The sequence below is a fragment of the Actinoplanes sp. NPDC051470 genome, from assembly GCF_040682035.1.
Taxonomy (GTDB): Bacteria; Actinomycetota; Actinomycetes; order Mycobacteriales; family Micromonosporaceae; genus Actinoplanes.
Genome location: NZ_JBFBAA010000016.1, coordinates 51,464 through 76,179, shown reverse-complemented (window position 1 = coordinate 76,179; position 24,716 = coordinate 51,464). Strand labels below are relative to the sequence as shown.

The 24,716-nt window shown below is 71.1% G+C and carries 19 protein-coding genes; 9 read left to right on the top strand and 10 right to left on the bottom strand.

Annotated features, from left to right (window positions below; genetic code table 11):
- Window positions 1–4: 4 nt before the first annotated feature.
- Window positions 5–1,657, bottom strand: coding sequence for a GTPase (locus AB0M54_RS26775; protein WP_364474308.1), 1,653 nt, complete (start codon window positions 1,655–1,657; stop codon window positions 5–7).
- Window positions 1,654–3,354, bottom strand: coding sequence for an ABC transporter (locus AB0M54_RS26770; protein WP_364316901.1), 1,701 nt, complete (start codon window positions 3,352–3,354; stop codon window positions 1,654–1,656). The genes AB0M54_RS26775 and AB0M54_RS26770 overlap by 4 nt, the downstream gene beginning before the upstream one ends.
- 932 nt (window positions 3,355–4,286) lie before the next feature.
- On the opposite strand from AB0M54_RS26770, the gene dnaK reads away from it, so the two are divergent.
- From dnaK to AB0M54_RS26750, 4 genes are all read left to right on the top strand, one after another.
- A complete protein-coding gene (gene dnaK, locus AB0M54_RS26765) occupies window positions 4,287–6,173 on the top strand; it encodes a molecular chaperone DnaK (protein ID WP_364474306.1) in 1,887 nt (628 codons plus the stop codon).
- A complete protein-coding gene (grpE, locus tag AB0M54_RS26760) occupies window positions 6,170–6,874 on the top strand; it encodes a nucleotide exchange factor GrpE (protein ID WP_364474304.1) in 705 nt (234 codons plus the stop codon). The genes dnaK and grpE overlap by 4 nt, the downstream gene beginning before the upstream one ends.
- Before the next feature lie 67 nt (window positions 6,875–6,941).
- Window positions 6,942–8,129, top strand: a complete 1,188-nt coding sequence (dnaJ, locus tag AB0M54_RS26755; RefSeq protein ID WP_364311989.1) for a molecular chaperone DnaJ — start codon at window positions 6,942–6,944, stop codon at window positions 8,127–8,129.
- A 38-nt stretch (window positions 8,130–8,167) separates the two neighbouring features.
- Complete coding sequence (locus AB0M54_RS26750; RefSeq protein ID WP_364311988.1) at window positions 8,168–8,599, top strand: MerR family transcriptional regulator; 432 nt, start codon at window positions 8,168–8,170, stop codon at window positions 8,597–8,599.
- A 72-nt stretch (window positions 8,600–8,671) separates the two neighbouring features.
- Here AB0M54_RS26750 and AB0M54_RS26745 read toward each other — a convergent pair whose 3' ends face one another.
- From AB0M54_RS26745 to AB0M54_RS26730, 4 genes are all read right to left on the bottom strand, one after another.
- Window positions 8,672–9,118 (bottom strand): hypothetical protein, encoded by a 447-nt coding sequence (locus tag AB0M54_RS26745; protein WP_364311985.1) that lies wholly within the window; start codon window positions 9,116–9,118, stop codon window positions 8,672–8,674.
- A 136-nt stretch (window positions 9,119–9,254) separates the two neighbouring features.
- On the bottom strand, window positions 9,255–10,460 hold the full coding sequence (locus AB0M54_RS26740) for a cation:proton antiporter (protein ID WP_364311983.1): 1,206 nt from the start codon (window positions 10,458–10,460) through the stop codon (window positions 9,255–9,257).
- A 3-nt stretch (window positions 10,461–10,463) separates the two neighbouring features.
- Window positions 10,464–10,961 carry a cation:proton antiporter regulatory subunit gene (locus AB0M54_RS26735; RefSeq protein ID WP_364311981.1) on the bottom strand — a complete coding sequence of 166 codons (498 nt, stop codon included), beginning with the start codon at window positions 10,959–10,961 and terminating at the stop codon, window positions 10,464–10,466.
- Window positions 10,962–10,971: 10 nt separating this feature from the next.
- Complete coding sequence (locus AB0M54_RS26730; RefSeq protein ID WP_364474302.1) at window positions 10,972–12,180, bottom strand: sugar efflux transporter; 1,209 nt, start codon at window positions 12,178–12,180, stop codon at window positions 10,972–10,974.
- 181 nt (window positions 12,181–12,361) lie between these two features.
- On the opposite strand from AB0M54_RS26730, the gene clpB reads away from it, so the two are divergent.
- A complete protein-coding gene (clpB, locus tag AB0M54_RS26725) occupies window positions 12,362–14,953 on the top strand; it encodes an ATP-dependent chaperone ClpB (protein ID WP_364311977.1) in 2,592 nt (863 codons plus the stop codon).
- 47 nt (window positions 14,954–15,000) lie between these two features.
- Here clpB and AB0M54_RS26720 read toward each other — a convergent pair whose 3' ends face one another.
- Window positions 15,001–15,177, bottom strand: coding sequence for a hypothetical protein (locus AB0M54_RS26720; protein ID WP_364311974.1), 177 nt, complete (start codon window positions 15,175–15,177; stop codon window positions 15,001–15,003).
- Window positions 15,178–15,522: 345 nt separating this feature from the next.
- Here AB0M54_RS26720 and AB0M54_RS26715 point away from each other — a divergent pair, with 345 nt between their 5' ends.
- From AB0M54_RS26715 to AB0M54_RS26700, 4 genes are all read left to right on the top strand, one after another.
- Window positions 15,523–16,386 carry a hypothetical protein gene (locus AB0M54_RS26715; protein ID WP_364474300.1) on the top strand — a complete coding sequence of 288 codons (864 nt, stop codon included), beginning with the start codon at window positions 15,523–15,525 and terminating at the stop codon, window positions 16,384–16,386.
- 29 nt (window positions 16,387–16,415) lie between these two features.
- On the top strand, window positions 16,416–17,561 hold the full coding sequence (locus AB0M54_RS26710) for a hypothetical protein (protein ID WP_364474298.1): 1,146 nt from the start codon (window positions 16,416–16,418) through the stop codon (window positions 17,559–17,561).
- Between the two features lie 1,056 nt (window positions 17,562–18,617).
- Complete coding sequence (locus AB0M54_RS26705; RefSeq protein ID WP_014440216.1) at window positions 18,618–18,995, top strand: metalloregulator ArsR/SmtB family transcription factor; 378 nt, start codon at window positions 18,618–18,620, stop codon at window positions 18,993–18,995.
- 90 nt (window positions 18,996–19,085) lie between these two features.
- Window positions 19,086–19,772, top strand: a complete 687-nt coding sequence (locus AB0M54_RS26700; protein WP_364474296.1) for a class II aldolase/adducin family protein — start codon at window positions 19,086–19,088, stop codon at window positions 19,770–19,772.
- Here AB0M54_RS26700 and AB0M54_RS26695 read toward each other — a convergent pair.
- Genes AB0M54_RS26695 through AB0M54_RS26685 form a run of 3 tightly spaced genes read right to left on the bottom strand, consistent with a single transcriptional unit; the run spans window position 19,743 to window position 24,518 of the window.
- Entirely contained in the window at window positions 19,743–20,612 is an 870-nt protein-coding gene (locus AB0M54_RS26695) for a DedA family protein (protein ID WP_364311963.1), read from the bottom strand. The genes AB0M54_RS26700 and AB0M54_RS26695 overlap by 30 nt on opposite strands.
- A 55-nt stretch (window positions 20,613–20,667) precedes the next feature.
- Entirely contained in the window at window positions 20,668–23,121 is a 2,454-nt protein-coding gene (locus AB0M54_RS26690; RefSeq protein WP_364474294.1) for a polynucleotide kinase-phosphatase, read from the bottom strand.
- Window positions 23,118–24,518, bottom strand: a complete 1,401-nt coding sequence (locus AB0M54_RS26685; RefSeq protein WP_364474292.1) for a 3' terminal RNA ribose 2'-O-methyltransferase Hen1 — start codon at window positions 24,516–24,518, stop codon at window positions 23,118–23,120. The genes AB0M54_RS26690 and AB0M54_RS26685 overlap by 4 nt, the downstream gene beginning before the upstream one ends.
- Window positions 24,519–24,716: the final 198 nt, after the last annotated feature.

Sequence of the window (24,716 nt, the reverse complement as noted above, 5' to 3'; positions counted from 1 at the left end):
GGAACTACTCAGAACGGACGGCGGCCAAGGCTTCACGCGCCTGTGCGTACGCGTTCAGCACTTCGCGGACCGGCGCCACCACGTGCTCGCGGGCCACCCCGGTGACCGCGCTCCGCAGCCGCTGCTCGGCGCGTCGCTGTGTTCGCCGGGCGGCCCAGTTGATCAGGGGTTTCAGCAGCAGCCAGAGCAGGATCCCGAGCACCAGGCCGCCGACCAGGAGCACCAGCGGCAGCGCGAAGCCGGCGATCTTGATGACGTCGAGGGGGGCCAGGTCGAAGGCGCCGGCCACCAGCCAGCCCAGCCCGCCGACGGCGGCGACGAGCAGCAGCCACTGGAGGCCGCCGACGAGTCGCCACCAGATCGGCGTACGCCGCATACCCAGGTCGGTGGACCCGACGGCCCGGTCGAGGGCGTCCGGCAGGTCGTCCGACCGGGACCGGGACGCGGTGTTCAGCGCCGGGGACCAGACCGCGGGGATCGGCGCGGCGGCACGGGCGGCGACCGCCCGCACGCTGAGCCCGACCGCGGACTTCTGGGCGGCGGTGGCGGGTGGCACCGAGGTCCGCGACACGACGTCGGTGTCCGCGGCCGTGAGGTGCAGCCGCTTCAGGGGGTCGGGCCGGAGCTTGTTCAGGCCGCGGACCAGCGGCCAGCCGGTCGCGGCGGCCGCCCGCTGCCGGTAGGCCGAGCCGGTCGCCGACGCCACCGCGGGCACCCCGGCCGACGCGGCCAGCGCCTCGGACAGCTGCCGCACGGTGGCCCGGTCGACCTCGTCCTCGGCGGCCGGCGGACCGATCATCTCGGCCAGATGCTCGCTCACCGCGTCGAGGTCACCGGCCAGCCGGCGCAGCGCCGACTGCCGTTCGGCGACCGTTTTCTCGAGCGTCTCGCGCAGCTCGGTCAGCATGCCCGGCTGCTTGGCCGAGGTGGCCAGCACCGGTGCGGACGCGAGCCCGTCCTCGTCCAGCAGCCGGCGCAGGTCGGCCAGCACCAGCTCGGTGTCGGCCGAGGACAGCCGGTCGGCCTGGTTGAGCACGACGATCGTGACTTCGCCGATCTGCCGGAACTGGCGCAGGTAGGCGTTGTGCAGGATCCGGTCGCCGTACTTCTGCGGGTCGACCACCCAGATCACCTGGTCGACCAGGCCGAGCAGCCGGTCGACCTCGAGCCGGTGCCCGCGGTCGACCGAGTCGAAGTCGGGCAGGTCGAGCAGCACCAGCCCGCGCAGCGCGGCTTCGTCGTCGCCGTCCAGCGCGCTCTCCCGCACGTAGCGCTGCCGTGGCAGCACGCCGACCCAGTCGAGCAGCCGGTTCGCCTGCTCCAGAGGGCCCCACACGCAGGCGTGCGCGACGCCGGTGGTCGGCCGGCGGACACCGACCGGTGACAGCTTGAGCCGGGCCAGCGCGTTGAACAGGCTGGACTTGCCGCTGCCGGTGGACCCGGCGAGCGCGACCACGGTGTGGTCCTGGGACAGCTTGAGCCGGATCCCGGCCCGCTCGACCAGCGTGTGCGCGGCGACCAGGTCACCGTCGGGCAGGTACGGGTCGGTCACCCGCAGGAAGCGGGACAGCGACTCGAACCGGCCGACCAGCCGATCGGCGTCGATCCGGCCGTCGTCACGGGTCAGGGATCCGCGCACCTTCTCCACCAGACTCATCTTTCACCGACCGCGGTCAACGCGAGTTCGCCCCGCGCGCGTTCCACCTCGGCGGCCGCCTGACGCAGCGTGGCCGCCGGCTCCAGTTCGAGATTCACCGCGGCGGTACGGTCGGTGAACCGGGCCGCCTCGGCGTCGAGCAGTTCGTCCACGCGGGACAGCAGGTTCTCGCGGGCGCGGGTGGCGAGCGTACGAATCGCCTGATCTCCGAAGATCGCCTCGAGCAGCTTCTGCGCGGCGAGCGTGGTGCCCGCGCCGACCGCGACCTCGGCGCCGGTGGGTATGAACGCCGTCGAGGTGAAGACCGCGATCATCACGGCAAGACCGACACCGTTGACCGCGTACGCGCCGGCGCGCGCCACGAACCGCTTGTCACCGGCCTCTTCCCGGACCAGCTCCAGCACCCAGTGCTGCCAGTCCCGGACCAGCCGGTCGGCCCGCTGCGGCAGGTCGGCCGACGGCTTGACCATGGCCGGCTCGAGCAGCGCGGCCCCGGACGGATGGGCCTGCCACGCCCCGTAGGCCTGTTCGGCCGCGTCCGACGACACCCCGCGCAGCAGCGTGACCAGCTGCGACTCCAGTGCCGCCTGCAGGTTGCGCCCCGGCGAGGGCCGCCCGGTGAGCACCGAGATGACCTTGTCCCGCAGCTGGCCGACCCGCGACTCCAGTGCCCGCAGGAACTCGCCGGTCCCGACGAACTCCTGCCAGCGGGCCAGCACCTCGCCGCGCAGCAGCCGGCCATCCTGGAGCCCGTCGTCGACCGTCCGCTTGGCGTTCCGGTAGGCGGCGGTCACCCGCTCGTCCAGCGCGGACGCCGCCAGCGCCTGGTCGTCGGCCGCGTCCGCCAGCCCCTCGACGGCCGGGCCGAGCGCGGACAGCGCGCCGTCCAGCGTCTGCCGGACCACGGCGGAGCGGGCGTTGGCGTCGGCGGCCAGCGTCTCGAACCAGTCGTGCAGCGGCCGGGTCACGTCTTCCGGCAGCAGCGCCTGCCCGCCCAGGGCCACCTCGGGCAGCACGAACAGCGGCGCCGCGGCCATGTCGTGCTGGGCCAGCATCTCGCCCAGGTGGGCGGAGATCTCGCCGGCGGCGTCGGGCGGCACCCGGTCGAGCACCAGCGCGATCACGGTGCCGCGCAGGCGGGCGGTGGTCAGCAGCTCCCACGGCACCGCGTCGGCGTAGCGCGCGGCGGTGGTCACGAACAGCCACAGGTCGGCCGCGGCCAGCAGCTGCGCGGCCAGTTTGCGGTTGCCCTCGACCACCGAGTCGATGTCCGGGGCGTCCAGGAAGGCCAGGCCGGGCCCCATGGCCGGCGCGGTGACCAGCTGGAGCGTGCGCGGGTCGGAACTGGACACCGTGGTCCGCACCAGCCCCGGCAGCAGCTCGCCCTTGCGGAACCAGGGCATGTCGTCCGGGTGCCCGACCAGCACCGGCGAGCGGGTGGTCGGCCGCAGCACCCCGGACGCGCTCACCGGCGCCCGGACCAGGCTGTTGACCAGCGTCGACTTGCCCGCGCCGGTCGATCCGCCGACAACCACGAGCAGCGGCGCGTCGAGCCGGGCGAGGCGCGGCAGCAGGTAGTCGTCCACCTGCGAGACCAGGGCTTTGCCGATCCGTCGCGCTTGGTCGGCCGAGGGCATCACCATCGGGTACGCCGCGGCGCCGATCGCCGCGCGCAGGTGGGACAGGGCCTCGGCCAGCTCGCCGACGGCCGGTGACGCCTCGGCCGGTGGCGCCGTGGGGACCGGCGGCGCCGCGGTCGTGGGGACGGCCGGCGCCGCGGGTGCCGGGGCGTTCCGCGGCGCGAGCGCCAGCGCCAGCGGCTCCTGCAGCGTCGGGTCGGGCGTCAGCACCGGCTCGGTCTTCGCGGTTTCGGCGATCGGTTCGGTGGTCGGCTCCGTTGCCGGTTTGGCGTCGGCGACGGGCGCGGTCGGCTCCTCCGACTCGGCCACGTCGGCCGTGGCCCCGTCGTCCGGGGTCTCCACCAGGGTGGGCTCGTCGACGGCGACCTCAGCGACCGGGTCAGCGGGGTCGTCCGGGTCGTCCGGGTCGTCCGGGTCGTCCGGGTCGTCCGGGTCAGCGGGGTCCGGCGGGTCGACCGGGTCCGGCGGGTCGACCGGGTCGGCCGGGTCGACGGGGTCGGCCGGGTCAGCGGGGTCGGCCGGCTCCGTTTGGGCGGCGGCCGATGACCCGGCCGGCGCGGCGGCCACGGTGGGTTCATCGTCCGGCTCGAGGCTTGACCCACCACCACGCCCGGCGGTTGGCAACGGCGCGTCGCCGGCAGCTGCTGTCTGCTCGACCTGACGGGACTGTTCTGTCCGCGTATCCAATGGTTTATCGCTCTGAGAAGTTGATTTTTGCCCCTTGGATTCGGACGTCGGGGAGCCGGGCGCGGCGGAGGCCGCCGGACCTGCCGCGTCACCCTGCGTCGTCACGCGTAAAGCGTGCCCGATCTATACGACACAGACAACAGGTACCCGTGTGCCGTGACCGGACAGGAATGTACCGGACGGGACTTGCGTCGCATCCGCTCAACTTCGACTTGACGACGTGCGGGCCCGTGGCATGATTGAGTCCGGTCCGCTCAACTTGCGGCCCGACAAGACGTAGACAAGAAGCGAGGATTCCCAACATGGCACGTGCGGTCGGCATCGACCTCGGCACCACGAACTCCTGCGTCAGCGTTCTGGAAGGGGGCGAGCCCACCGTCATCGCCAACGCGGAGGGCTCCCGGACGACCCCGTCCATCGTCGCCTTCGCGCGTAACGGGGAGGTGCTGGTCGGCGAGGTCGCCAAGCGCCAGGCGGTGACCAACCCCGACCGGACCATCCGTTCGGTGAAGCGTGAGGTGGGCACCAACTGGTCCGTCGACATCGACGGCAAGAAGTACACCCCGCAGGAGATCTCCGCGCGGGTGCTGATGAAGCTCAAGCGCGACAGCGAGGCCTACCTGGGCGAGACGGTCACCGACGCGGTGATCACCGTCCCGGCCTACTTCAACGACGCGCAGCGCCAGGCGACCAAGGAGGCCGGCGAGATCGCGGGCTTCAACGTCCTGCGGATCGTCAACGAGCCGACCGGCGCCGCTCTGGCCTACGGGCTCGACAAGGGCACCAAGGAGCAGACCGTTCTGGTCTTCGACCTCGGCGGCGGCACGTTCGACGTCTCGCTGCTCGAGCTCGGTGAGGGCGTCATCGAGGTCAAGTCGACCTCGGGTGACAACCACCTCGGTGGCGACGACTGGGACCAGCGGGTCATCGACCACCTGGTCAAGACCTTCCGCGGCGCCAACGGCATCGACCTGAGCCAGGACAAGATGGCGCTCCAGCGTCTGCGTGAGGCCGCCGAGAAGGCGAAGATCGAGCTGTCCGCGGCCACCACCACCAGCATCAACCTGCCCTACATCACGGCCGGGCCGGACGGCCCGCTGCACCTCGACATGAGCCTGAGCCGGGCCGAGTTCCAGCGCATGACCCAAGACCTGCTCGACCGCACCAAGGCGCCGTTCGAGCAGGCCATCAAGGACGCCGGCGTCAAGGTGTCGGATGTCGACCACGTGATCCTGGTCGGCGGCTCGACCCGCATGCCCGCCGTCTCCGAGCTGGTCAAGAGCCTGACCGGCCGCGAGCCGAACAAGGGCGTGAACCCGGACGAGGTCGTGGCGGTCGGCGCCGCGCTGCAGGCCGGCGTGCTCAAGGGCGAGGTCAAGGACGTCCTGCTGCTCGACGTGACCCCGCTGTCGCTGGGCATCGAGACCAAGGGCGGCATCTTCACCAAGCTGATCGAGCGCAACACCACGATCCCGACCAAGCGTTCCGAGGTCTTCACCACGGCCGACGACAACCAGCCGTCCGTGCTGATCCAGGTCTTCCAGGGCGAGCGCGAGATCGCGGCGTACAACAAGAAGCTCGGCACCTTCGAGCTGACCGGTCTTCCGCCGGCGCCGCGCAACGTGCCCCAGATCGAGGTCACCTTCGACATCGACGCGAACGGCATCGTGCACGTGGCCGCCAAGGACATGGGCACCGGCAAGGAGCAGAAGATGACGATCACCGGCGGCTCCGCGCTGCCGAAGGACGACATCGAGCGGATGATGCGCGACGCTCAGGACCACGCCGACGACGACAAGAAGCGCAAGGAGGACGCGGAGACCCGCAACCTGGCCGAGCAGCTTCAGTGGCAGACCGAGAAGTTCCTGGCCGAGAGCGGTGACAAGCTCCCCGAGGACAGCCGCACCAAGATCTCCGAGGCGCTGAGCGAGCTGCGTGGCGCGCTCGGCGGCAACGACATGGACAAGATCAAGACGGCGCACGAAAACCTTGCGAAGGTGTCCCAGGAGGCCGGTTCGCTGCTCTACGCGCAGCAGCAGGCCGACGCTCCGCAGGACGCCCCCGGCCCCGACGGCGCCCAGGCGTCCGGTGGCGCGGGTGCGGCCGGTGGCGCGACGACCGGCGGCCCGGCCGGCGGTCAGCAGGACGACGTGGTCGACGCCGAGATCGTCGAGGACGACAAGAAGTGAGCCGCGCGGAGGACGAGAACGACGGTCAGGCGACCGAGCGGGTCGTCATCCGCGACCGGCGCAAGATCAACCCGAACGGAAAGTCGGCAGGGGAATCCGTGAGCGACGCCAAGGAGACGAAGGCGAAGGAGTCCAAGCGGGCCAGCGGCGGCGCACACCGCGCCGCCGACCCGGAGGAGGGCGCCGAGGTCGTGGCCGAGAAGCCGGCCGCGGCGCCGGAGTCGCCGTCGCCGTCCACGCCGGCCCCGCCCCCGCCCCCGGCTCTGGGCGCGGAGCTCGAGGCGTTGCGTCATGACCTCGAGGAGCGGACGCGTGACCTGCAGCGGGTGACGGCGGAGTACGCCAACTACCGCAAGCGGGTCGACCGTGACCGGGGCGCGGCCGCCGAGCAGACCACCGGCGCGGTGCTCACCACGCTGCTGCCGGTGCTCGACGACATCGATCGTGCCCGCGAGCACGACGATCTCAAGGGTCCGTTCGCGACGGTGGCCGAAGTGCTGACCGCGGCCACCGGCAAGTTCGGCCTGGTCGCGTTCGGTGAGAAGGGCGATCCGTTCGACCCGACCCGGCACGAGGCGGTGGCCCACCTGACGTCCCCGGACGTCAAGGAGCCGACCTGCGTCGAGGTCATGCGCCGGGGTTACACGCTGGGCGAGCGGCTGCTGCGGCCCGCCCTCGTCGCGGTCGCCGACCCGGAGTGATTCGGCAGATGACCCCACCCGCCGGTCGGCCGGCGGGTGGGGTGGCGACGCAGAGGAGGTGGATGAGTTGAGTTCGAAGGACTGGCTGGAGAAGGACTTCTATGCCGTCCTCGGGGTGAGCAAGTCCGCCTCCGCCGACGAGATCAAGAAGGCCTACCGCAAGCTGGCGCGTGAGCTTCACCCCGACCGGAACCCGGGCAACCAGGAGTCGGAGGACAAGTTCAAGGCCGCGTCCGAGGCGTACGACGTGCTGTCGGACGACAAGAAGCGCAAAGAGTACGACGAGATGCGCTCGCTGTTCGGTTCGGGCGCGTTCCGCCGGGGCGCGCGGTCCGGCAGCGGGTTCGACCCGTCCGACCTGTTCGGTGGTTTCACCGGCGCGGGTCAGGCGGGCGCGCCCGGCGACAAGCGGTTCGGTGGCGCCGGTTTTTCCGACATATTCAGCTCGATCTTCTCGGGCGGAGGCAACACCGCCGGGCCGCGGCGCAGCGGGCCACAGCGGGGCCGCGACGTCGAGGCCGAGGTCACCCTCGACTTCGTGCACGCGGTCCAGGGCACGACCCTGCCGCTGACCCTGCGGTCACCCGGCGTCTGCGACACCTGTCACGGCAACGGCGCCAAGCCGGGGACCGTGCCCAGGACCTGTCCGCAGTGCGCCGGCACCGGGCTGATCTCCCGCAACCAGGGGTCGTTCAGCTTCTCCGAGCCGTGCCGCGAGTGCCAGGGCGCGGGGAGCATCGTCGATCAGAAGTGCCCGGAGTGCCGTGGCACCGGTGGCGTCACCAAGAACCGCACGATCAACGTGCGGTTCCCGGCCGGCGTCGGCGACGGGCAACGCATCCGGTTGAGCGGCCGCGGTGAGCCGGGTGAGCGCGGCGGGCCCGCCGGCGATCTGTACGTGCAGGTCAAGGTCCGGCCCGACGACCTGTTCGGGCGCAGTGGCGACGACCTGACGCTGACCGTGCCGATCACCATGGCCGAGGCCGTGCTCGGCACCGACCTGCGGGTGCCGACCATGGACACCCCGGTCACGCTGCGGGTGCCGCCGGGCACCCCGAGCGGCCGCAAGCTGCGGGCCCGGGGCAAGGGCGTGCAGCGCCGCAACGGTGAGGCGGGCGACCTGATCGTCACCGTGGACGTGCAGGTGCCGGCTCAGGTGTCGGACGAGGCACGGGACGCCCTGGAGCAGTTCGCCAAGCTCACGCCCGCGGCCGGGCGCGATCGCATCGACGCGCGACTGCGGAGACTTGGGTAAGTTCCGTGATGAGGGTCGATCGTTAGAGGAGGTGGCACATGTATGAAGAGATCCACATCTCGATGGAGCAGGCCTCCGACGCGAAGGTCCTGATCATCTCCGTGGCCGCCCGGCTGGCCGGCATGCACCCGCAGACGCTTCGGCAGTACGACCGGCTCGGCCTGGTGCAGGCCGGCCGGGCCGGGGGCGGCGGCCGGCGATACAGCGAGCGCGATGTGGCGCTGCTCCGCGAGGTGCAGAAGCTCAGCCAGGACGACGGCGTCAACCTGGCCGGCATCAAGCGCATCATCGGGCTCGAGCAGCTGGTCGGCGACCTGCAACAGCGGGTGGCCGAGCTGGAGGCCGAGCTCAACGAGACGTACGCGCGGCTGGCCGAGGCCGAGGCGATGGCCGCCTATCCGGGTCGTGACCTGGTGCGCCAGAGCCGCCCGTCCACCGCGTTGGTGGTCTGGCGGCCGCGCAAGCCCTGAAGCAGCGGTTCGGAACGCAGGGGTCTGCTCGCCTATCGGTGAACAGACCCCTGTGTGTCAGCGGCGGTGGCGTCAGCGGCGGTGGAAGAGCCCCAGCCGGCGCGGGTGCCGCACCAGGCCGCCCTCGATCCACTCCTCGTAGTCGAAGAGCTCGGGCCGGGTCATCAGCACGCGGCAGTTGTGGGCCCAGATCTGCATCGGCTCGTCGCCGACCTCTTCGGCGCGCTCGACATACTTCTTCAGCCGGCGCTTGCGCTGTGAGGACGCGTTGGGGCGGACACCGTCGGCGGCGTAGATGTACATGCAGTGCAGCGCGAACCGACGCGCCGGGCACTGCCGGTCCATCGCCAGCTCGAACAGGGTGGGGCCGAGGACGTCGCCGGCGATCAGCAGGTCCCAGTCCGGAGGCATGGAGTCGAGCGGCACGGCCTCGGGGTGGTATGCCCACGCCTGAAGCTCGTCCGGACTCGGGTCGACCGGGTTCGCGAATCCAATGAATGTCGATTCACGCAAGCTCACGTTCGCCGCCTGTGTGTCTCTGAGCACGAAACTGTCAGCGGAACGCTAGCGCGCACCGGCCGCCGAGCGAAAGGTCTACTCGTTCACATTCTGGTACTGATCAGTAGCTTTCTGCAGCACCACGAGATAACCCTGGTCAGTCGGGTGTCACCACGGGTGTCGCGGCGCGGGACGCGGCGACACGCCGGCGGATGAATGCCTTGAACCACACGTAATCCGTCAAACGCGCCAACATCGGTCCGCTCACCACCGTGATCAGGACGTAGGCGGTGGCCAGCGGGGCCAGTTCCGGCTCGACGCCGGAGGCCACCGCGAGGCCGGCGATGACAACCGAGAACTCGCCGCGCGGCATCAGCGCCAGCCCGGCCCGCACCCGGCCCGGCAGCGCGATGCCGACCCGGCCGGCCGCGACGTAGCCGGTGGCGACCTTGGTCAGCATGGTCAGCACGGCCAGGCCCAGCGCGGGCAGCAGGACCGGCGGCATGTCGGCCGGGTTGGTGGACAGCCCGAAGAACACGAAGAACACCGCCGCGAACAGGTCGCGGAGCGGGGACAGCATCTCGGTCGCGCGGTGCGCCACCGCGCCGGAGAGCGCGATGCCGACCAGGAACGCGCCGACCGCGGCGGACACGTTGAGCTCGGCCGCCACGCCCGCGACGAACAGGGTGAGGCCGAGCACGCTGAGCAGCAGCGCCTCCGGGTCGCGGACGGACATGAACCGGGAGATCGCCCCGCCGTACCGGATGGCCACCACCAGCACCGCGACCACCGTGACCACCGCGACGGCCAGCGCCTCGAGCCCGCCGATCAGGCCCATCCCGGCCAGCACCGCGGTGACCAGCGGCAGGTAGAAGGCCATCGCCAGGTCCTCGATGACCAGCACGGACAGGATCACCGGGGTCTCCCGGTTGCCGAGCCGGCCCAGGTCGCCGAGCACCTTGGCGATCACGCCCGAGGACGACACCCAGGTGATGCCGGCCAGCACCAGCGCCGCATCCCAGCCCCAGCCCAGCAGGAACGCGAAGGCGGCACCGGGCAGCGCGTTGAGCAGCATGTCGAACACGCCGGCGGGCGCCGAGGCGCGCAGGTTGCCGACCAGTTCGGTTGCCGAGTACTCGAGGCCGAGCATGACCAGCAGCAGGATCACGCCGATCTCGGCGCCGACTTCGATGAACTCCTCGCTGGCCGAGAGCGGCAGCAACCCGCCGTGCCCGAAGGCCAGCCCGGCCAGCAGATAGAGCGGGATGGGCGAGAGCCCGATCCGGCGGCCCAGCCGGCCCAGCATGCCGAGCGCGAAGAGGAGGGCGCCGACCTCGATGAGGAGGATCGTCGTCTCGTGCACGGCTCAGTCGTCGGTTTCGCCGGCCAGGATCGCCGTCACGCCGTTCAGGCCCTCACGGGTGCCGACCGCCACCACCACATCGTTGGCCTCGAACTGGAACGACGGGCCGGGGGAGGCGATCACCTCGCGGTCGCGCAGGACGGCGACGATCGAGGCGCTGGTGCGGGTGCGGGCCCGAGTGTCACCCAGCCGCCGGCCCACGAACGGCGAGCCGGCCGGCAGCGCGACCTGTTCGGTGAGCAGCCCGGCGGCCTGCTGGCGCAGCCCGGCGAGCTGGCCCAGCATCAGGGAGGCGCCGAGGACGTCGGCCAGGGCCTCGGCCTCGTCGTCGGTGAGCGGGATGGAGGCGAGGCAGGCGTCCGGGTCGTCCACGTCGTAAAGGACCAGGTCGCGCCGGCCGTTGCGGTGTGAGACCACCCCGACCGTACGGCCGGAGGAGGTGATCAGGTCGTGCCGGACGCCGATTCCCGGCAGCGGAGTCTGTTCTACCCGTGCGCGCACGTTCTCAACGCTAACTCACGGACAGGCGCGGTCTGGTCTTTCCGACCCGCAGCACCAGGAGCAACACCAGGCCCACGGCGCAGAGGGCGGCGCAGAACACGTACGCCAGCCGGTAGTCGAACCGCTGAGCCACCCCGAACAGCGGACCGGCGAGCATCGCCCCGATCGGGAAGGTGTTGGTGAACAGGGTGGTCGCCCGGCCCGGTTCGGCCGGCAGCAGGTCTTGCACGAAGCTGATCGACGGACCGGAGACCGCGGCGATGAACAGCGCGTTCATCAGCTGGGCGGCGAGCAGCATCCAGACCTCGCCGGCCGAGAACACGATCAGGAAGTAGGCGATACCGCAGGCCGCGCCGCCGACGATCACCGCGCGCACCGGCACCCGGGTGGCCAGCCAGCCCAGCGCGAGCAGCAGCGGGATCTCGAGCAGCGCGCACAGCCCGAGCACCAGCCCGGCGTCGGACACCTCGCCGCCGAGGTTGCGGCTGATGTGCAGCGGCAGCGCCTGCACGCCCAGCGTGAGCGGGCACTGCAGCGCCGTGAAGATCACCGTGACCAGGATCAGCGTGCCGCGGCCCGGTCCCGGCGTCGGGCCGGCCGGGGTCACGTCGCCGGTGACCGGCTCGACCGGGCCGACGTCGGGCAGGGTGACCGCGGACAGCAGGGCGGCCAGCGCGTACAGCGCCGCGGCGACGCCGTAGACCAGCCGGAAGCCACCCGCCTCGATCATCACCGCGGCCAGTGGCGGCCCGGCCACCCAGGCGATCGAGAAGACCGTGCGCAGGCTGGTGATGCCCATCGCCGACCGGCCCGGCACCACCCGTTCCAGCACCTCGCGGGCGTACGCGAAGGATTGGGGGAAGAGCGAGCCGGCGATGGCCAGCAGGGTGACCTGGATGCCGAAGACCGCCCAGTAGTCCCGGACGACCGTGAGCAGCCCGGCCCCGACCAGGCCGAACAGCGCCGCGCCGATCAGCAGCCGGCGCCGGATCGGGTGGCGGTCGGAGAGCCGGCCGATCAGCGTGCCCGCCACCACGCCGGAGAGCGGCCCGGCGATCAGGATCACGGTGACCTGGATCGGGTTGGCCTCGACCTCGGTGTTGAGGAAGAGCGAGAGGAACGGCACCACCAGGGCGATCGAGACGCCGACGGTGAGGAAGACCAGGCCGAGCGGCAGGAAGGTGCGTGCCAGGCCACGACGGGTGGTGAGGGTCGGCATTCCTCAGACGTTACGGCGCACCTATGACAACAAGGGTTGTTCGCGACCTACCTCGACCCTCGCACAGCGTTCGTGACGACTTTGGTCTCCACCGTCGCGAATAAGCCTTGCCGAGTCGACGATTAGGGTTGAGCGGACTAGGCTCAACTCTGCGAGTCCGTGTTTGTCTTCAGGGGAGCTCATGAACGCCGAACGCCTCACGACCAAGAGCCGTGACGTCATCAAGGCGGCCGCCGCCGACGCCGGTCAGCGTGGCCACGCGACCGTCGAGCCGTGGCACATGCTGCTGGCTCTATTGGACACCGGCGGGTCAACCGCCCCCGGCCTGCTACGCGCGGTCGGCGCCAATCCGATCGACATCCGGCGGGCCGCCGTCCGCACGCTGGAGCAGATGCCCTCCGCCCGTGGGTCGAGCATCGGCGAGCCGAGCCTGTCCCGCGAGTTCGTCAACGCGATCGGCGAGGCCGAGCTGCTGGCCAAGCCGCTCGGCGACGAGTACGTCTCGACCGAACACCTGCTGGCCGGCCTGGCCCGGGTCGGCGGTGGTGTCGGCAAGGCCCTGCGCGACGTCGGCGCCACCGAGGAATCGCTGGTCGCGGCCTTCCCCGAGGTGCGTGGCGGCGATCGCCGGGTGACCTCGGAGGAGCCCGAGGAGAGCTACAAGGCGCTCGAGAAATACAGCATCGACCTGACCGCGCTGGCCCGCGAGGGCAAGATCGACCCGGTGATCGGCCGGGACGCCGAGATCCGCCGCGTGGTCCAGGTGCTTTCCCGCCGTACCAAGAACAACCCGGTCCTGATCGGTGAGCCCGGCGTCGGCAAGACGGCGATCGTCGAGGGCCTGGCCCAGCGCATCGTCGCGGGCGACGTGCCCGAGTCGTTGCGCGACAAGCGCCTGGTCTCGCTCGACCTCGGCGCGATGGTGGCCGGGGCGCAATACCGCGGCCAGTTCGAGGAGCGGCTCAAGTCGGTGCTCGAAGAGATCCGCAACTCCAACGGCAAGGTCGTCACCTTCCTCGACGAGCTGCACACGGTCGTCGGCGCCGGCAAGGCCGAGGGGTCGATGGACGCCGGCAACATGCTCAAGCCGATGCTGGCCCGCGGCGAGCTGCGGATGGTCGGCGCGACCACCCTCGACGAATACCGCGAGCACATCGAGAAGGACCCGGCGCTCGAGCGGCGCTTCCAGCCGGTCGTGGTCGGCGAGCCGAGCGTCGAGGACACCATCGGCATCCTGCGCGGCCTCAAGGGCCGGTACGAAGCCCACCACCGGGTGCAGATCACCGACGGCGCGCTGGTCGCCGCGGCCGCGCTGTCCGACCGCTACATCACCGAGCGGTTCCTGCCCGACAAGGCCATCGACCTGATCGACGAGGCCGCGTCCCGGCTGCGCATGGAGATCGACTCCCGTCCGGTCGCCCTCGACCAGCTCCAGCGTCAGGTCGACCGGATGCGGGTGGAGAAGCTCGCGCTGACCAAGGAGACCGACCCCGCGTCCCGGGCCCGGCTCGAGAAGCTGGAACGTGACCTGGCCGACCGCGAGGAGGAGCTGACCGCGCTGACCGCCCGCTGGGAGCGCGAGCGGGGCGGCCTCAACCTGGTCGGCGAGCTCAAGAAGCGGCTCGACGAGACCACCGCCGAGCAGGAGCGGGCCCAGCGTGACGGCGACCTCGAGAAGGCGTCCCGCCTGCTCTACGAGGTCATCCCCGCGCTGAAGAAGGACATCGAGGCGGCCGCCGCGGCCGAGACCGACGCGCCCGCCGAGCCGCCGATGGTCAAGGAAGAGGTCGGCGCCGACGACATCGCCGAGGTGATCTCGTCGTGGACCGGCATCCCGGCCGGCCGGATGCTCGAGGGCGAGACCGAGAAGCTGCTCCGCATGGAGGAGTCGCTGCGGGCCAAGGTGGTCGGCCAGGCCGAGGCGGTGGCCGCGGTGGCCGGTGCCGTCCGCCGCGCCCGGGCCGGTGTCGCCGACCCCGACCGCCCGACCGGCAGCTTCCTCTTCCTCGGCCCCACCGGCGTCGGCAAGACCGAGCTGGCCAAGGCGCTGGCCGAGTTCCTGTTCGACGACGAGCGGGCGATGGTCCGGATCGACATGAGTGAGTACGGCGAGAAGCACTCGGTCGCCCGCCTGGTCGGCGCCCCGCCCGGGTACGTCGGCTACGAGGAGGGTGGTCAGCTGACCGAGGCGGTGCGCCGCCGTCCGTACAGCGTGGTGCTGCTCGACGAGGTCGAGAAGGCCCACCCCGACGTCTTCGACGTGCTGCTCGCGGTGCTCGACGACGGCCGGCTCACCGACGGACAGGGCCGTACGGTCGACTTCCGCAACGCCATCCTGGTGCTGACCTCCAACCTGGGCTCGTCGGTCATCTCCGACTTCACGCTCAGCGAGGACGCGCGCCGCGAAGAGGTCATGGCCACCGTCCGCTCGCACTTCAAGCCCGAGTTCGTCAACCGGCTCGACGACATCGTGGTGTTCCACTCGCTGACCGCGCGTGACCTCGCGGCGATCGTCGAGCTCCAGCTCGGCCGGCTGCGCAAGCGGCTCGGCGACCGGCGGCTCAACCTCGAGGTCAGCGAGGCCGCACTGCTGTGGCTGGGTGAGCGCGGGTACGACCCGATCTACGGCGCCCGGCCGCTGCGGCGCCTGGTGCAGTCGGCGATCGGCGACTCGCTGGCCCGGGCCCTGCTGGCCGGGGAGATCACCGACGGCGACACGGTGCTGGTCGACCTGGGTGACGACAAGGACACCCTGGCCGTACGCAGCGCGTAGGAGCAGGACACGAAAAAGCCCCGGGCGACGTTGCCCGGGGCTTTTTCTCAGTCGCGCGCCACCCGTTGCCGGTAGGCGTGGGTCATCAGGATGTCTTCGAAGGCATGCTCGCCCTCGTCGGACCAGATCCTGATCCCGCCCCGGACGAGCTGGTAGCGCACGTCCTTGTAACGGGTCCTCGTGTCGTCATGGTGAACGACGGTCAGGGTGTCGGCGTGTGGCATGGGACTCACCGGTCCTTTGCGGGTCTGGGGCGGCCGCGGTGTGGTCACGCGGCCGGCGCAATCGGGTGGGTGCCCGGATCCGGTCTGCCTGCTCCCCGGCGTCATAGGTGCGCGGTCGGCGACTCGGACGGGCACGGTGGGCCGCTGGGGGTCTCTCCTGCCAGCTGGGCGCCACGAGGACGAAGTGTAGGTGCCCGGATCGGCCGGTGTCGTCCCCTGAAGGGCCGACATCCGTGGGATAAAAACCACCATCTCGGGCGATGTTGCCACAGAGGCCAGGGCCGTGTGCCGTTGTGCGGGGATGGCGCCCGCCCGATACCGTGAACGAATCTACGAGGGGGGATCGTGACCAATCCGACGCACCCGGGGCAGCGCCCGGTCACCGTCAGCGTCTCCACCTATCTGCTCTGGGCCGCCGCGGCCTTAGTGCTGTTGCAGAGCATCCTGTCGCTCTCGATGGTCAGCACGACCACGCGCGTGACCACCGATCTCTACGAGGGCAGCGCGGCCGAGGGCATCGAGTCGTTCCTGGTCATCTCGGTGGTCGGCGGTGCGGTGCTCTACGTCCTGCTCGCGGCCACCTTCGCGATCCTGGCCATCTTCAACAACCGTGGCCGCAACGGCGCCCGCATCACCACCTGGGTGATCGGCGGTCTGATGGTGTGCTGCGGCGGCTTCGGCCTGCTCGGCCAGGCGGCCACCGGGCCGCTGAGCAGCCTCGAATCGGCCAACTCGACCGGCGGGCCGACCAGCTCGGAGATCCAGGCGGCGCTCGACAGCGCGCTGCCGTCCTGGTACCAGCCGTCGGTGCTCACCCTGAACGTGCTGTGGACGCTGGCCACGCTGGCCGCGCTGATCCTGCTGGCGCTGCCCGCCTCGAACGCGTACTTCCGCGCGCCGGCCCGGGGCTTCGACCCGTCGGTGCCGTACCCGGCGTACCCCGGTGGCCAGCCGCCGTACCCGCAGTACCCGACGTCGGGCCCGCCGCAGCAACAACAGCCGCAGCAGCCGCAGTACCCGACCTACCCGCCGCAGCACCCGACCGGTCAGCCTCCGGCCCAGCCGCAGCCTCCGGCCCAGCCGCAGCCTCCGGCCCAGCCCCAGCCGCCCGCCCAGCCGCCTCCGCCGCCCTCGTCGGACGCGTCCGACCCGTGGGCCCGGCCCGAGGGCGATCAGCGGCCGCCGTCCGATCCGACCGCGCAGCCCTGACCGGACGATCATCCGGGTAGGTTCCCCTCATGTCCTACGCCGCCACGTATCCCCCTCAGGCGCCTCCACCGGCCGCGGATCCGCCGCGCCGGCCGGTCGCGACCCAGCTGGCGGCGGTGCTGCTGCTGGTGATGGCGTTCGTCGGCCTCGCCTACGCGGTGGTCACGCTGATCGTGACGCCCGGCGTGATCGACCGTTTCCGCGCCGACGCCGGCAGCGCGGCGAGCGCCGACGTCGACGGGTACGTGACGGTGGTGTGGACGTTCGCCGCCCTCGGCACGGTGCTGGCGGTGGTGCTGTTCGCGCTCTACATCGTGCTGGCGCTCGGGCTGCGCCGCGGCAGCAACGGCTCGCGGATCGCGACCTGGGTGGTCTGCGCGCTGGGCGTGCTCGTCGGGTGCGGCTCGGCCATCGCGGTGGGCGCGCAACGAGCCGGTGACGGTACGCCGGGAACGCTCGGTTCCGCGCTGACCGAGGCGTATCCGGGGTCCTGGATCGGCCTGAACGTGACCCTGCTGGTCGCGCAGATCGTCGGCTACCTGATCGTCGCGCTGCTGCTCGTGGTCAGCCGGGGCTACTTCCGCCCGGCCGGCGACCCGGCCCAGCGCTCCCAGTCCTATGTCGCATTGCCGACATACGGATCGGCGAACGCCTATCCCGGTCAGCCTCAGCCGATGGCCGGTCAGCCTCAGCCGGTGTCCGGCGCGCCCGGTCACCACCCGACGGCCGCGTTCCCGGCGTCGCCCACCTTCCCGGCCACGACCGCTCACCCGGCTGGTTCCGCCCACCCGGCCGCGGCCTTCCCGGCGGCGCCACCAGTCGTCCAGCCGCCCTACGGCCCGCCTCAGCCGGCCGTGGTCCCGCCCGGTGCGGCGCCCACGGCCGAGGACCACGCTTTCTGGTCCCGCCCAGCGGCCGCCGCCCCCGCATCGGCCCAGCCCACACCGGGTGCGGCCCCGTCCGCGCCGCACCCCGCTCAGCCCACCCCGGCCGATGCGCCCGCCGACGCCGGCGCCGCACCGGGCGGCCGCCTCGCGTCCGAGGAGGCGGCCCGGTCCGACCAGGCCGCGCCGATCCCGCCCGCGGCCGCCTCGCCGACCCCGGTGGCGCCGCCCTACGACGAACCCGACCGTCCGTCGGGGTCGTCCGGCGCCGGCAATGACGTCAAAGAGTGAAACGCCGAGGGTGCAAACGGACGTGACATCGGTCACACCGCATAGGCCTTAACGGATCTAGTGGCGGGATAGGCCATCGACCAGCGCCATTGCCTGCATACCGCGCGATTGTGAGATTGGCCAGAATCCGATGAGTACTGACCGGAACCGGTGCCGACCGGCCGTGAGAGTGGTTACTCAGCGTTGCCGGCTGAGAATCGGCTGTGCGTTCGCCGAGGTGAAGCCGGGTGTGCACGGTCACCCTTGCGTGTCGGGACATTGATGGTTGTGTGTCACCCGAACGGGTACCGTTGACCACCGAGGATGGGTGGGTCACGGCCGTCCGGCCAGCCTCACACCGGCCTTATCGGCGGGTGTTTTCTGACGTACGGCTAAAGGTGTTATCGCGCGTTGAACGCTGCCGCCCCAGCGACGTTCAGGGTTAGATCTCGCTCCTGAGCCGCGGATAGGTGCTTTGAGCAGCGTCGATCCCTTACGGATCGCCCTAAATCGACGGTCATTCAGTAAACAATATTTCCAATAGACCCGCCGTACTGGCGAGGGTCAATTGTTCCTTTCCGCCCCGGCGGGGCGGAACGGTCCGGTTTCCGGCAGCCAGTACTCTCAGATGTAGGGAAGGGCGCTACGACCTGCGTAAATTCATCGACTAAAGGGTCGTTGCACAGTGTTGTGGCGTGCTTTCATCGGGTCGTGAAGCAAGGGGACGGCAAAGGGTGCCGGCGCAGCACCCGGCCGAGCTTCACGTCGCGGGTGGCGGAGGGCCGCCGACGGCAACGTGGCCAGACGGATCGACGAATCGACAATGTGAAGCGTCTCACTCCGAGGTGGGGGATCGAGAGCTTGACGGCGTTGGGCAGCGACCAGACGGCTGCTGAGGCGTTGCAGGAGGCAGAGACCGAAGTCGGTGCCGAGGAATGGGCGACCAACGGAACCCGCAGGGGCGACGGGAAGTCGAACAGATAGACCAACCCGGTGCTCGATGTCGGCCTTACGGCCTGAAAGTCAGCCGGTTCGTTCCTGCATCCATGCAGGAGAATCGATGCAGTTGGTGGAAGGATGGAGATCGTGGGAACTGCGTTGGCGGAAATGACAATGCCTCAGATCTCGCCCCTCGCGGGCGAGCCGATTGAACGTGCCGACGCCGAGCGTCTGGCGGGAGTGCTCAAAGCACTCGCCGACCCCGCACGGCTGCGGCTGCTCAGCCTCATCCAGTCCGCAACGGACGGCGAGGCGTGCGTCTGCGACCTTACGGCCCCGCTTGGCCTCTCGCAGCCCACTGTTAGCCACCACCTGCGGATCCTCACCGAGGCAGGGCTGCTCGAGCGTGAGAAGCGTGGCGTGTGGGCGTACTACCGGCTGGTCCCGACCGCGATCGCGACCATCGCCGATCTGCTGACCCCGCCGCGTAAGCGGGCGACGAAGAAGGCGCGCTGAGCACCAAGCTGACCGACAAGGGCAGCGTTCTGCCTGGCGTCACCACGTCGTTGGCGTGACGCCAGGCTCGAGGACTCAGGAGTTATTCGGGTGAACTACGTCCCCGGCGATCTGCGCGATCAGCTCGCGTTTGTGGGATATGACGTGGTCCAAGCCGGCCTGGTCTGTGGATCGGGCGGCAACCTGTCGGCTCGTATCCCGGACGAGGACGCCTGCTGGGTCACCGCGAGCGGCGCCTGGCTCGACCGCCTCAGCCGCACCGACTTCACGGCGGTGCGGGTCTCGGACGGTGAGCCGGCGACGGTCGGGCTCGTGCCCGGAACGTCCGGCCGGCAACACCTCGAGCCGACCAGCGAGCTCGCGCTCCACCTGGCGCTGTACCGCGCCCGGGAAGACGTTCAGGCGATCGTCCACCTGCACCCGCAGACGGCGCTGCTGCTGGACGCGCTGGGCGAGCACATCCGGATCGTCACCACCGACCACGCGTTCTACCTGCGCCGGGTCTCGACGGTTCCGTTCCGGCTCCCCGGCACCATCGAACTGGCCGCGCTGACCGCGGCGATGGCCGCCGACGGCACCGACTGCCTGATGCTCAGCCAGCACGGGTGCGTCGTGATGGCGGACACCGTCGAGCTGGCCCACAAGCGTGCCCGCAACCTGGACGAGGCCGCGCAGCTGACCTACCGCGCCTTGACCGCCGGCCGCCTGGACGGCCTGCGGGAGTGTCCGGAGGAGTTTCTCGACCGCCTACAGGCGGCCGCCCCCGTCACCATCTGACCGCTGGCCGTAGACGCCGCCGCCGTGGTGCGGCGGGTGTGGCCGGTGCTCCTCGATCTCGTCGTGGATCGAGTCGGCGATGCCCACCACGGTGGCCGCCGCGACCACGCCGATCGCGGTCGCCGGGCCGGCCACCGCTTCCGGATCACCCTCGGCCGCCTGGCGCTTCTTCGCCTTTCGCTCGCGGAGCATCTCGAGCGCGATCGGCAGCACCGAGATCAGCACGATCAGCGCGACCACGGGCAGGATGTACCGGTCGATGTGGGCACCGACGACCTTGTAGATCGAGCCGGCCAGCAGGTAGCCGATCAGCAGGATGCCGTCGGTCCAGAGGACGGCGCCGACGATGTTCCACATCAGGAACTGCCGGGCCGGCATGCCGAGGGTGCCGGCCACCGGGTTGAGGAACGTCCGCACGATCGGGATGAAGCGGGCGAGCACCACGGCCTTGGCCGGGCCGAACTTCTCGAAGTAGTACTCGGCCTTCTCCACGTACTCGCGCTTGAACAGCCGCGAGTCGGGGCGCTCGAACATCTTGCGGCCGTACTTGCGGCCGAGGAGATGGCCGAGCTGGGCGCCGAGGATCGCGCAGATCGGGGCGCCGATCAGCAGTCCGACGATGGAGATCTTGGTGCCGTCGCCGAACATCGCGTCGGCCACCGGCGACGCCGCGACCCCGGCCAGGAACAGCAGCGAGTCGCCGGGGAAGAAGAAGCCGACCAGCAGGCCGGTCTCCGCGAACAGGATCGCCCAGACCCCGTAGAGCCCGAAGGTCTGCAACAGATCCTTCGGGTCGAGGGGGTTCAGGGCGAGCTGCTCGTCCAACGCACGGAAGTCCACGGGGAGCCAGGGTACCGGCAGATATCTGGCACTTCCCTGTGTACGGCCTGAGCGTTCACAACCTCGGGTCGACCGGCTCGGACTCGCAGGCCAGAACGGCGAAGACCAGCTCATGGATGCGCCAGGTGGCGGCCCCTTCGGCCAGCCGGTCCAGCGCCGCCAGGCCGAGCCCGTGCTCACGCAGGGCCAGGTTGCGCTTACGTCCCAGCGACCGCCGGCGCAGCCCGCCCAGCTGGTCCGGCCGGGTGTACTCGGGGCCGTAGATGATCCGCAGGTACTCCCGGCCGCGGCACTTCACCCCGGGCTGCACGAGCCGGCCCTGGTGGTCGGTGACCTTCAGGCCGGCGTACGGCTTGACGACCATCCCCTCACCACCCGCCTCGGTGAGCGCGAGCCACCACTCGGTCGCGGCCGCCTCCGACGCCTCGTCGCCCAGGTCGACCACGATCCGCCGGGTCGGCGTGAACAGCGCGGGGTCGGCGGCGACGAGCCGGTCGGCCATGGCCAGGTGCCAGCCGTGGTCGCGATCGGCGTACGAGACGCCCTGGCCGGCCAGCACCGCGAACGGCGCCAGGGTCACCGGCTCGTCGGTCGCGTACGTCCGGTACGCCGCCGAGTAGCCGTCGATCTCGGCCGACCGCAGCGCCAGCCGGTCTCGCAGCTCACCGACGTCGAGCCCGCGCCCGGAAGCGGCCGAGACCACCGACAGCGCGGCGGGCAGGGCCGCACGCCCAGCCGCGCCGACCCCGGCGTAACGGGTGCGGATCAGCGACGCGGCCTTGGCCGACCAGGGCAGCAGCTCACAGTCGAGCAGCAGCCAGTCGGTGTTCAGCTCGTCGAAGAGCGGGGTGGCGGCGGCCCGGATCCGGCCCAGGAGCTCGGTCGAGTCGGGGAAGAACGGCCGCCCGGTCCGGGTCCAGATCGCACCGCCGGAACGGGACACCCGGACCACGGCCCGCGAGCCCATGTGCTTCTCCTCGCACACGACCCGGCTGGCCCCGGCCGCCCGCAGGTCGCCGAAGGCCGACGCCGGGTGTTCGAGGTAACCGTCGAGCGTCGACGTCGAGCAGGGCGCCATGGTCGGCGGCAGCCACACCAGGTCGGCCGGGTTGATCGCGAACCGGCCCATCACCTCCAGCGCGGCCGCCGCGTTCTCGGCCGGGATGGTCGTGCGGCCGTACCCGTAGTCGATGTGCCGGCGTCCGGTCACGTCGGCGATGTCCAGTTCGTCGGCCGGGCGCGACGGGGCGACCAGCGGGCGGGCGGGCGCGTAGTACTCGCGCTCGGCCGGCACCGCCACGATCTCGCGGGACGGCCAGCGCAGCGCGGTCAGGGTGCCGCCGAAGACGCAGCCGGTGTCGAGGCAGATGGTGTTGTTGATCCACTCCGGCACTGGGGTGGGCGTGTGCCCGTACACGACGGCGGCTTGGCCACGGTAGTCACGGGCCCAGGGGTAGCGCACCGGCAGGCCGTACTCGTCGGTCTCGCCGGTGGTCTCGCCGTAGAGCGCGAACGAGCGGACGCGGCCGGAGGCCCGGCCGTGGTAGGCCTCCTTGAGCCCGGCGTGCGCGACCACCAGGTTGCCGCCGTCCAGCACGTAATGGCTGATCAGGCCGTCGATGAAGCGACGCACCTCGGTCACGAAGGAGTCGTCGGTGAGTTCAAGCTGCGCGAGGGTCTCGGGCAGGCCGTGGGTGAGCTGGACGTTGCGGCCGTTGAGCTTGCGGGCCAGCTTCTGCTCGTGGTTGCCCGAGACGCAGAGCGCGTCACCGTCGGCCACCATGTTCATCACCAGGCGCAGCACGCCGGGGGAGTCGGGGCCGCGGTCGACCAGGTCGCCGACGAAGACCGCGGTGCGGCCCTCGGGGTGGCGGGCCCGGTCGTCCTGGACGACGTAACCGAGCTTGGCCAGGAGCAGGTCGAGCTCGGCCCGGCAGCCGTGCACGTCGCCGATGATGTCGAACGGGCCGGTCAGCTCACGCCGGTCGTTGAACAGCTTCTCGTACCGGATGGTGGCGTTCTCGATCTCGTCCGGCCCGCGCAGCACGTGCACCTTGCGGAAGCCCTCGCGGGCCAGCCGGCCGAGCGAGCGCCGCAGGTCGCGGGACATCCGGCTGATCACCTGCGGGCCGAAGTTCCGGTCGGGCCGGGCCTCGGTGCGTTCCCAGGCCAGCTTCTCGGGCACGTCGAGGACGATCGCGACCGGCAGCACGTCGTGCTCCTTGGCCACCTTGACCAGCTCGGCCCGGCCGTGCTGCTGCACGTTGGTGGCGTCGACCACGGTGAGCCGGCCCGCGGCCAGCCGCTTGCCCGCGATGTAGTGCAGCGCCTCGAAGGCGTCGGACGAGGCGGACTGGTCGTTCTCGTCGTCGGCGACCAGGCCGCGGAAGAAGTCGGAGGACAGCACCTGGGTCGGCTTGAAGTGCTTGCGCGCGAACGTGGACTTGCCCGACCCGGAGATGCCGACCAGCGCCACGAGGGCGAGCTCAGGGATGTCGATCTGGGTCATGCTGATTCCTCCTTCCGGAAGATCGCCATCTGGGTGGGCGTACCCAAGGCCTCATCGATCTCGCCGACGCCGCGCATCTCGACCGCATAGCCGTAGGCCTCGGCGGTGGAACGGGCCCACCCGCCGAACTCGGCGCGGGTCCACTCGAAGCGGTGGTCCGAGTGGCGCAGGCCGGTCAGGCCCTCGTAGCGGACGTTGTACTCGGCGTTGGGCGTGGTCACGACGACCGTGGCCGGCTGGGCGTGGCCGAGGACGCTCGCCGCCAGCGCGGGCAGCCGGGGCGGATCGAGGTGTTCGATGACCTCCATCAGCACCGCCGCGTCGTAGCCCCGCAGCCGGTCGTCACGGTAGGTGAGCGCCGACTGGAAGAGCTTGAGCCGGGCCCGCTTGCGCTCCGGCATCCGGTCCAGCCGCAGCCGGCGTTCGGCCAGGTCGAGCGCCCGCGACGAGACGTCGACCCCGACGATCTCGGCGAAGTGCGAGTCTTTCAGGAGCGCGCCGAGCAGGGCGCCGCCGCCGCACCCGAGATCGAGCACCCGGGCCGCGCCGGCCTCGCGCAGGGCGGCCACGATCGCGTCCCGTCGCTGCTCGGCCAGCGACTGCCGGCGGGCGACCGGCAGCTCGGCCTCCTCGTCGGTGGCCGTGTCGGCCGGCGCGTCCACGCTGTCCGGGTCGGCCTGGTCGAGCTGTTCCAGCGCGCTCGCCGCCATCGACTTCCGGTGGGCCAGGTAACGCCGGGTGATCAGCACCTTCTCGGGGTGCCCGGCCAGCCAGCCCTCGCCGGAGCGCAGCAGCTTGTCGATCTCGTCCGGCGCCACCCAGTAGTGCTTGGCGTCGTCCAGGACCGGGAGCAGGACATAGAGGTGGTTCAGCGCGTCGGCGACGCGGATGGTCCCGGTCAGGACCAGATCGATGTACGGGCTGGGCCCGGCCAGCGGATGTGTCTCGGGGACGTCGTCCAGCGGGATGGGCGTGGCCACCACCCGCCAGCCGAGCGGCGTGAACAGCCGTTCGGCCAGCTCCGGCGTGCCGCGCAGCACGGGCACCCGCAGTTCCAGCGGCAGCGCCCGCTCGGCCAGCTCGGGCCGGTCCTTCGAGCGGCCGCGCAGCGCCGACCGGAACACCTTGTTCAGGGCGCCGGCCAGCAGGCTGGAGGCGGCGTACGGCCGGTCGTTGACGAACTGACCCAGGGCGAACGCGTCGGCCCGTCCCCGCAGCCGCTGCGGATCCACGTCCAGCAGCAACGCCGCCGTGCACCGTTCCTCGGTCGCCTCCGGGTACAGCACGTAGGCCGTACCGGTGGGCAGGTCGGCGGTATGCACCTTGTCGGGGTGCTTCACCAGCAGGTAACCGAGGTCGGTGGCCGGGCGGTGCGTGGTGGTCAGGGTCAGTAGCACCGGGACATGATCCCAGCGTGGCGTCCCCCGCGCCGACCGGTTTTAGCCCATCCCCGATTTCCGATCCGCGTAATCGCTGCGGAATACTGCGAGGCTGGAGGACAGTGCCTACTCAGTGAAGAGCCGGTACGCGCGATCATGACCCCGCTTCGCTCGGCCATGACGCGGTCCTGCCCTCTGCCGCAGGCGAAGATCTAA

What these genes read in the sequence shown, in the direction of transcription:
- AB0M54_RS26720 (WP_364311974.1), bottom strand. Translation starts at nt 15,177, where the DNA reads ATGCCACACGCCGACACCCTGACCGTCGTTCACCATGACGACACGAGG.
- AB0M54_RS26710 (WP_364474298.1), top strand. Translation starts at nt 16,416, where the DNA reads ATGTCCTACGCCGCCACGTATCCCCCTCAGGCGCCTCCACCGGCCGCG.
- clpB (WP_364311977.1), top strand. Translation starts at nt 12,362, where the DNA reads ATGAACGCCGAACGCCTCACGACCAAGAGCCGTGACGTCATCAAGGCG.
- AB0M54_RS26775 (WP_364474308.1), bottom strand. Translation starts at nt 1,657, where the DNA reads ATGAGTCTGGTGGAGAAGGTGCGCGGATCCCTGACCCGTGACGACGGC.
- AB0M54_RS26750 (WP_364311988.1), top strand. Translation starts at nt 8,168, where the DNA reads ATGTATGAAGAGATCCACATCTCGATGGAGCAGGCCTCCGACGCGAAG.
- AB0M54_RS26730 (WP_364474302.1), bottom strand. Translation starts at nt 12,180, where the DNA reads ATGCCGACCCTCACCACCCGTCGTGGCCTGGCACGCACCTTCCTGCCG.
- AB0M54_RS26690 (WP_364474294.1), bottom strand. Translation starts at nt 23,121, where the DNA reads ATGACCCAGATCGACATCCCTGAGCTCGCCCTCGTGGCGCTGGTCGGC.
- AB0M54_RS26705 (WP_014440216.1), top strand. Translation starts at nt 18,618, where the DNA reads ATGGAGATCGTGGGAACTGCGTTGGCGGAAATGACAATGCCTCAGATC.
- dnaK (WP_364474306.1), top strand. Translation starts at nt 4,287, where the DNA reads ATGGCACGTGCGGTCGGCATCGACCTCGGCACCACGAACTCCTGCGTC.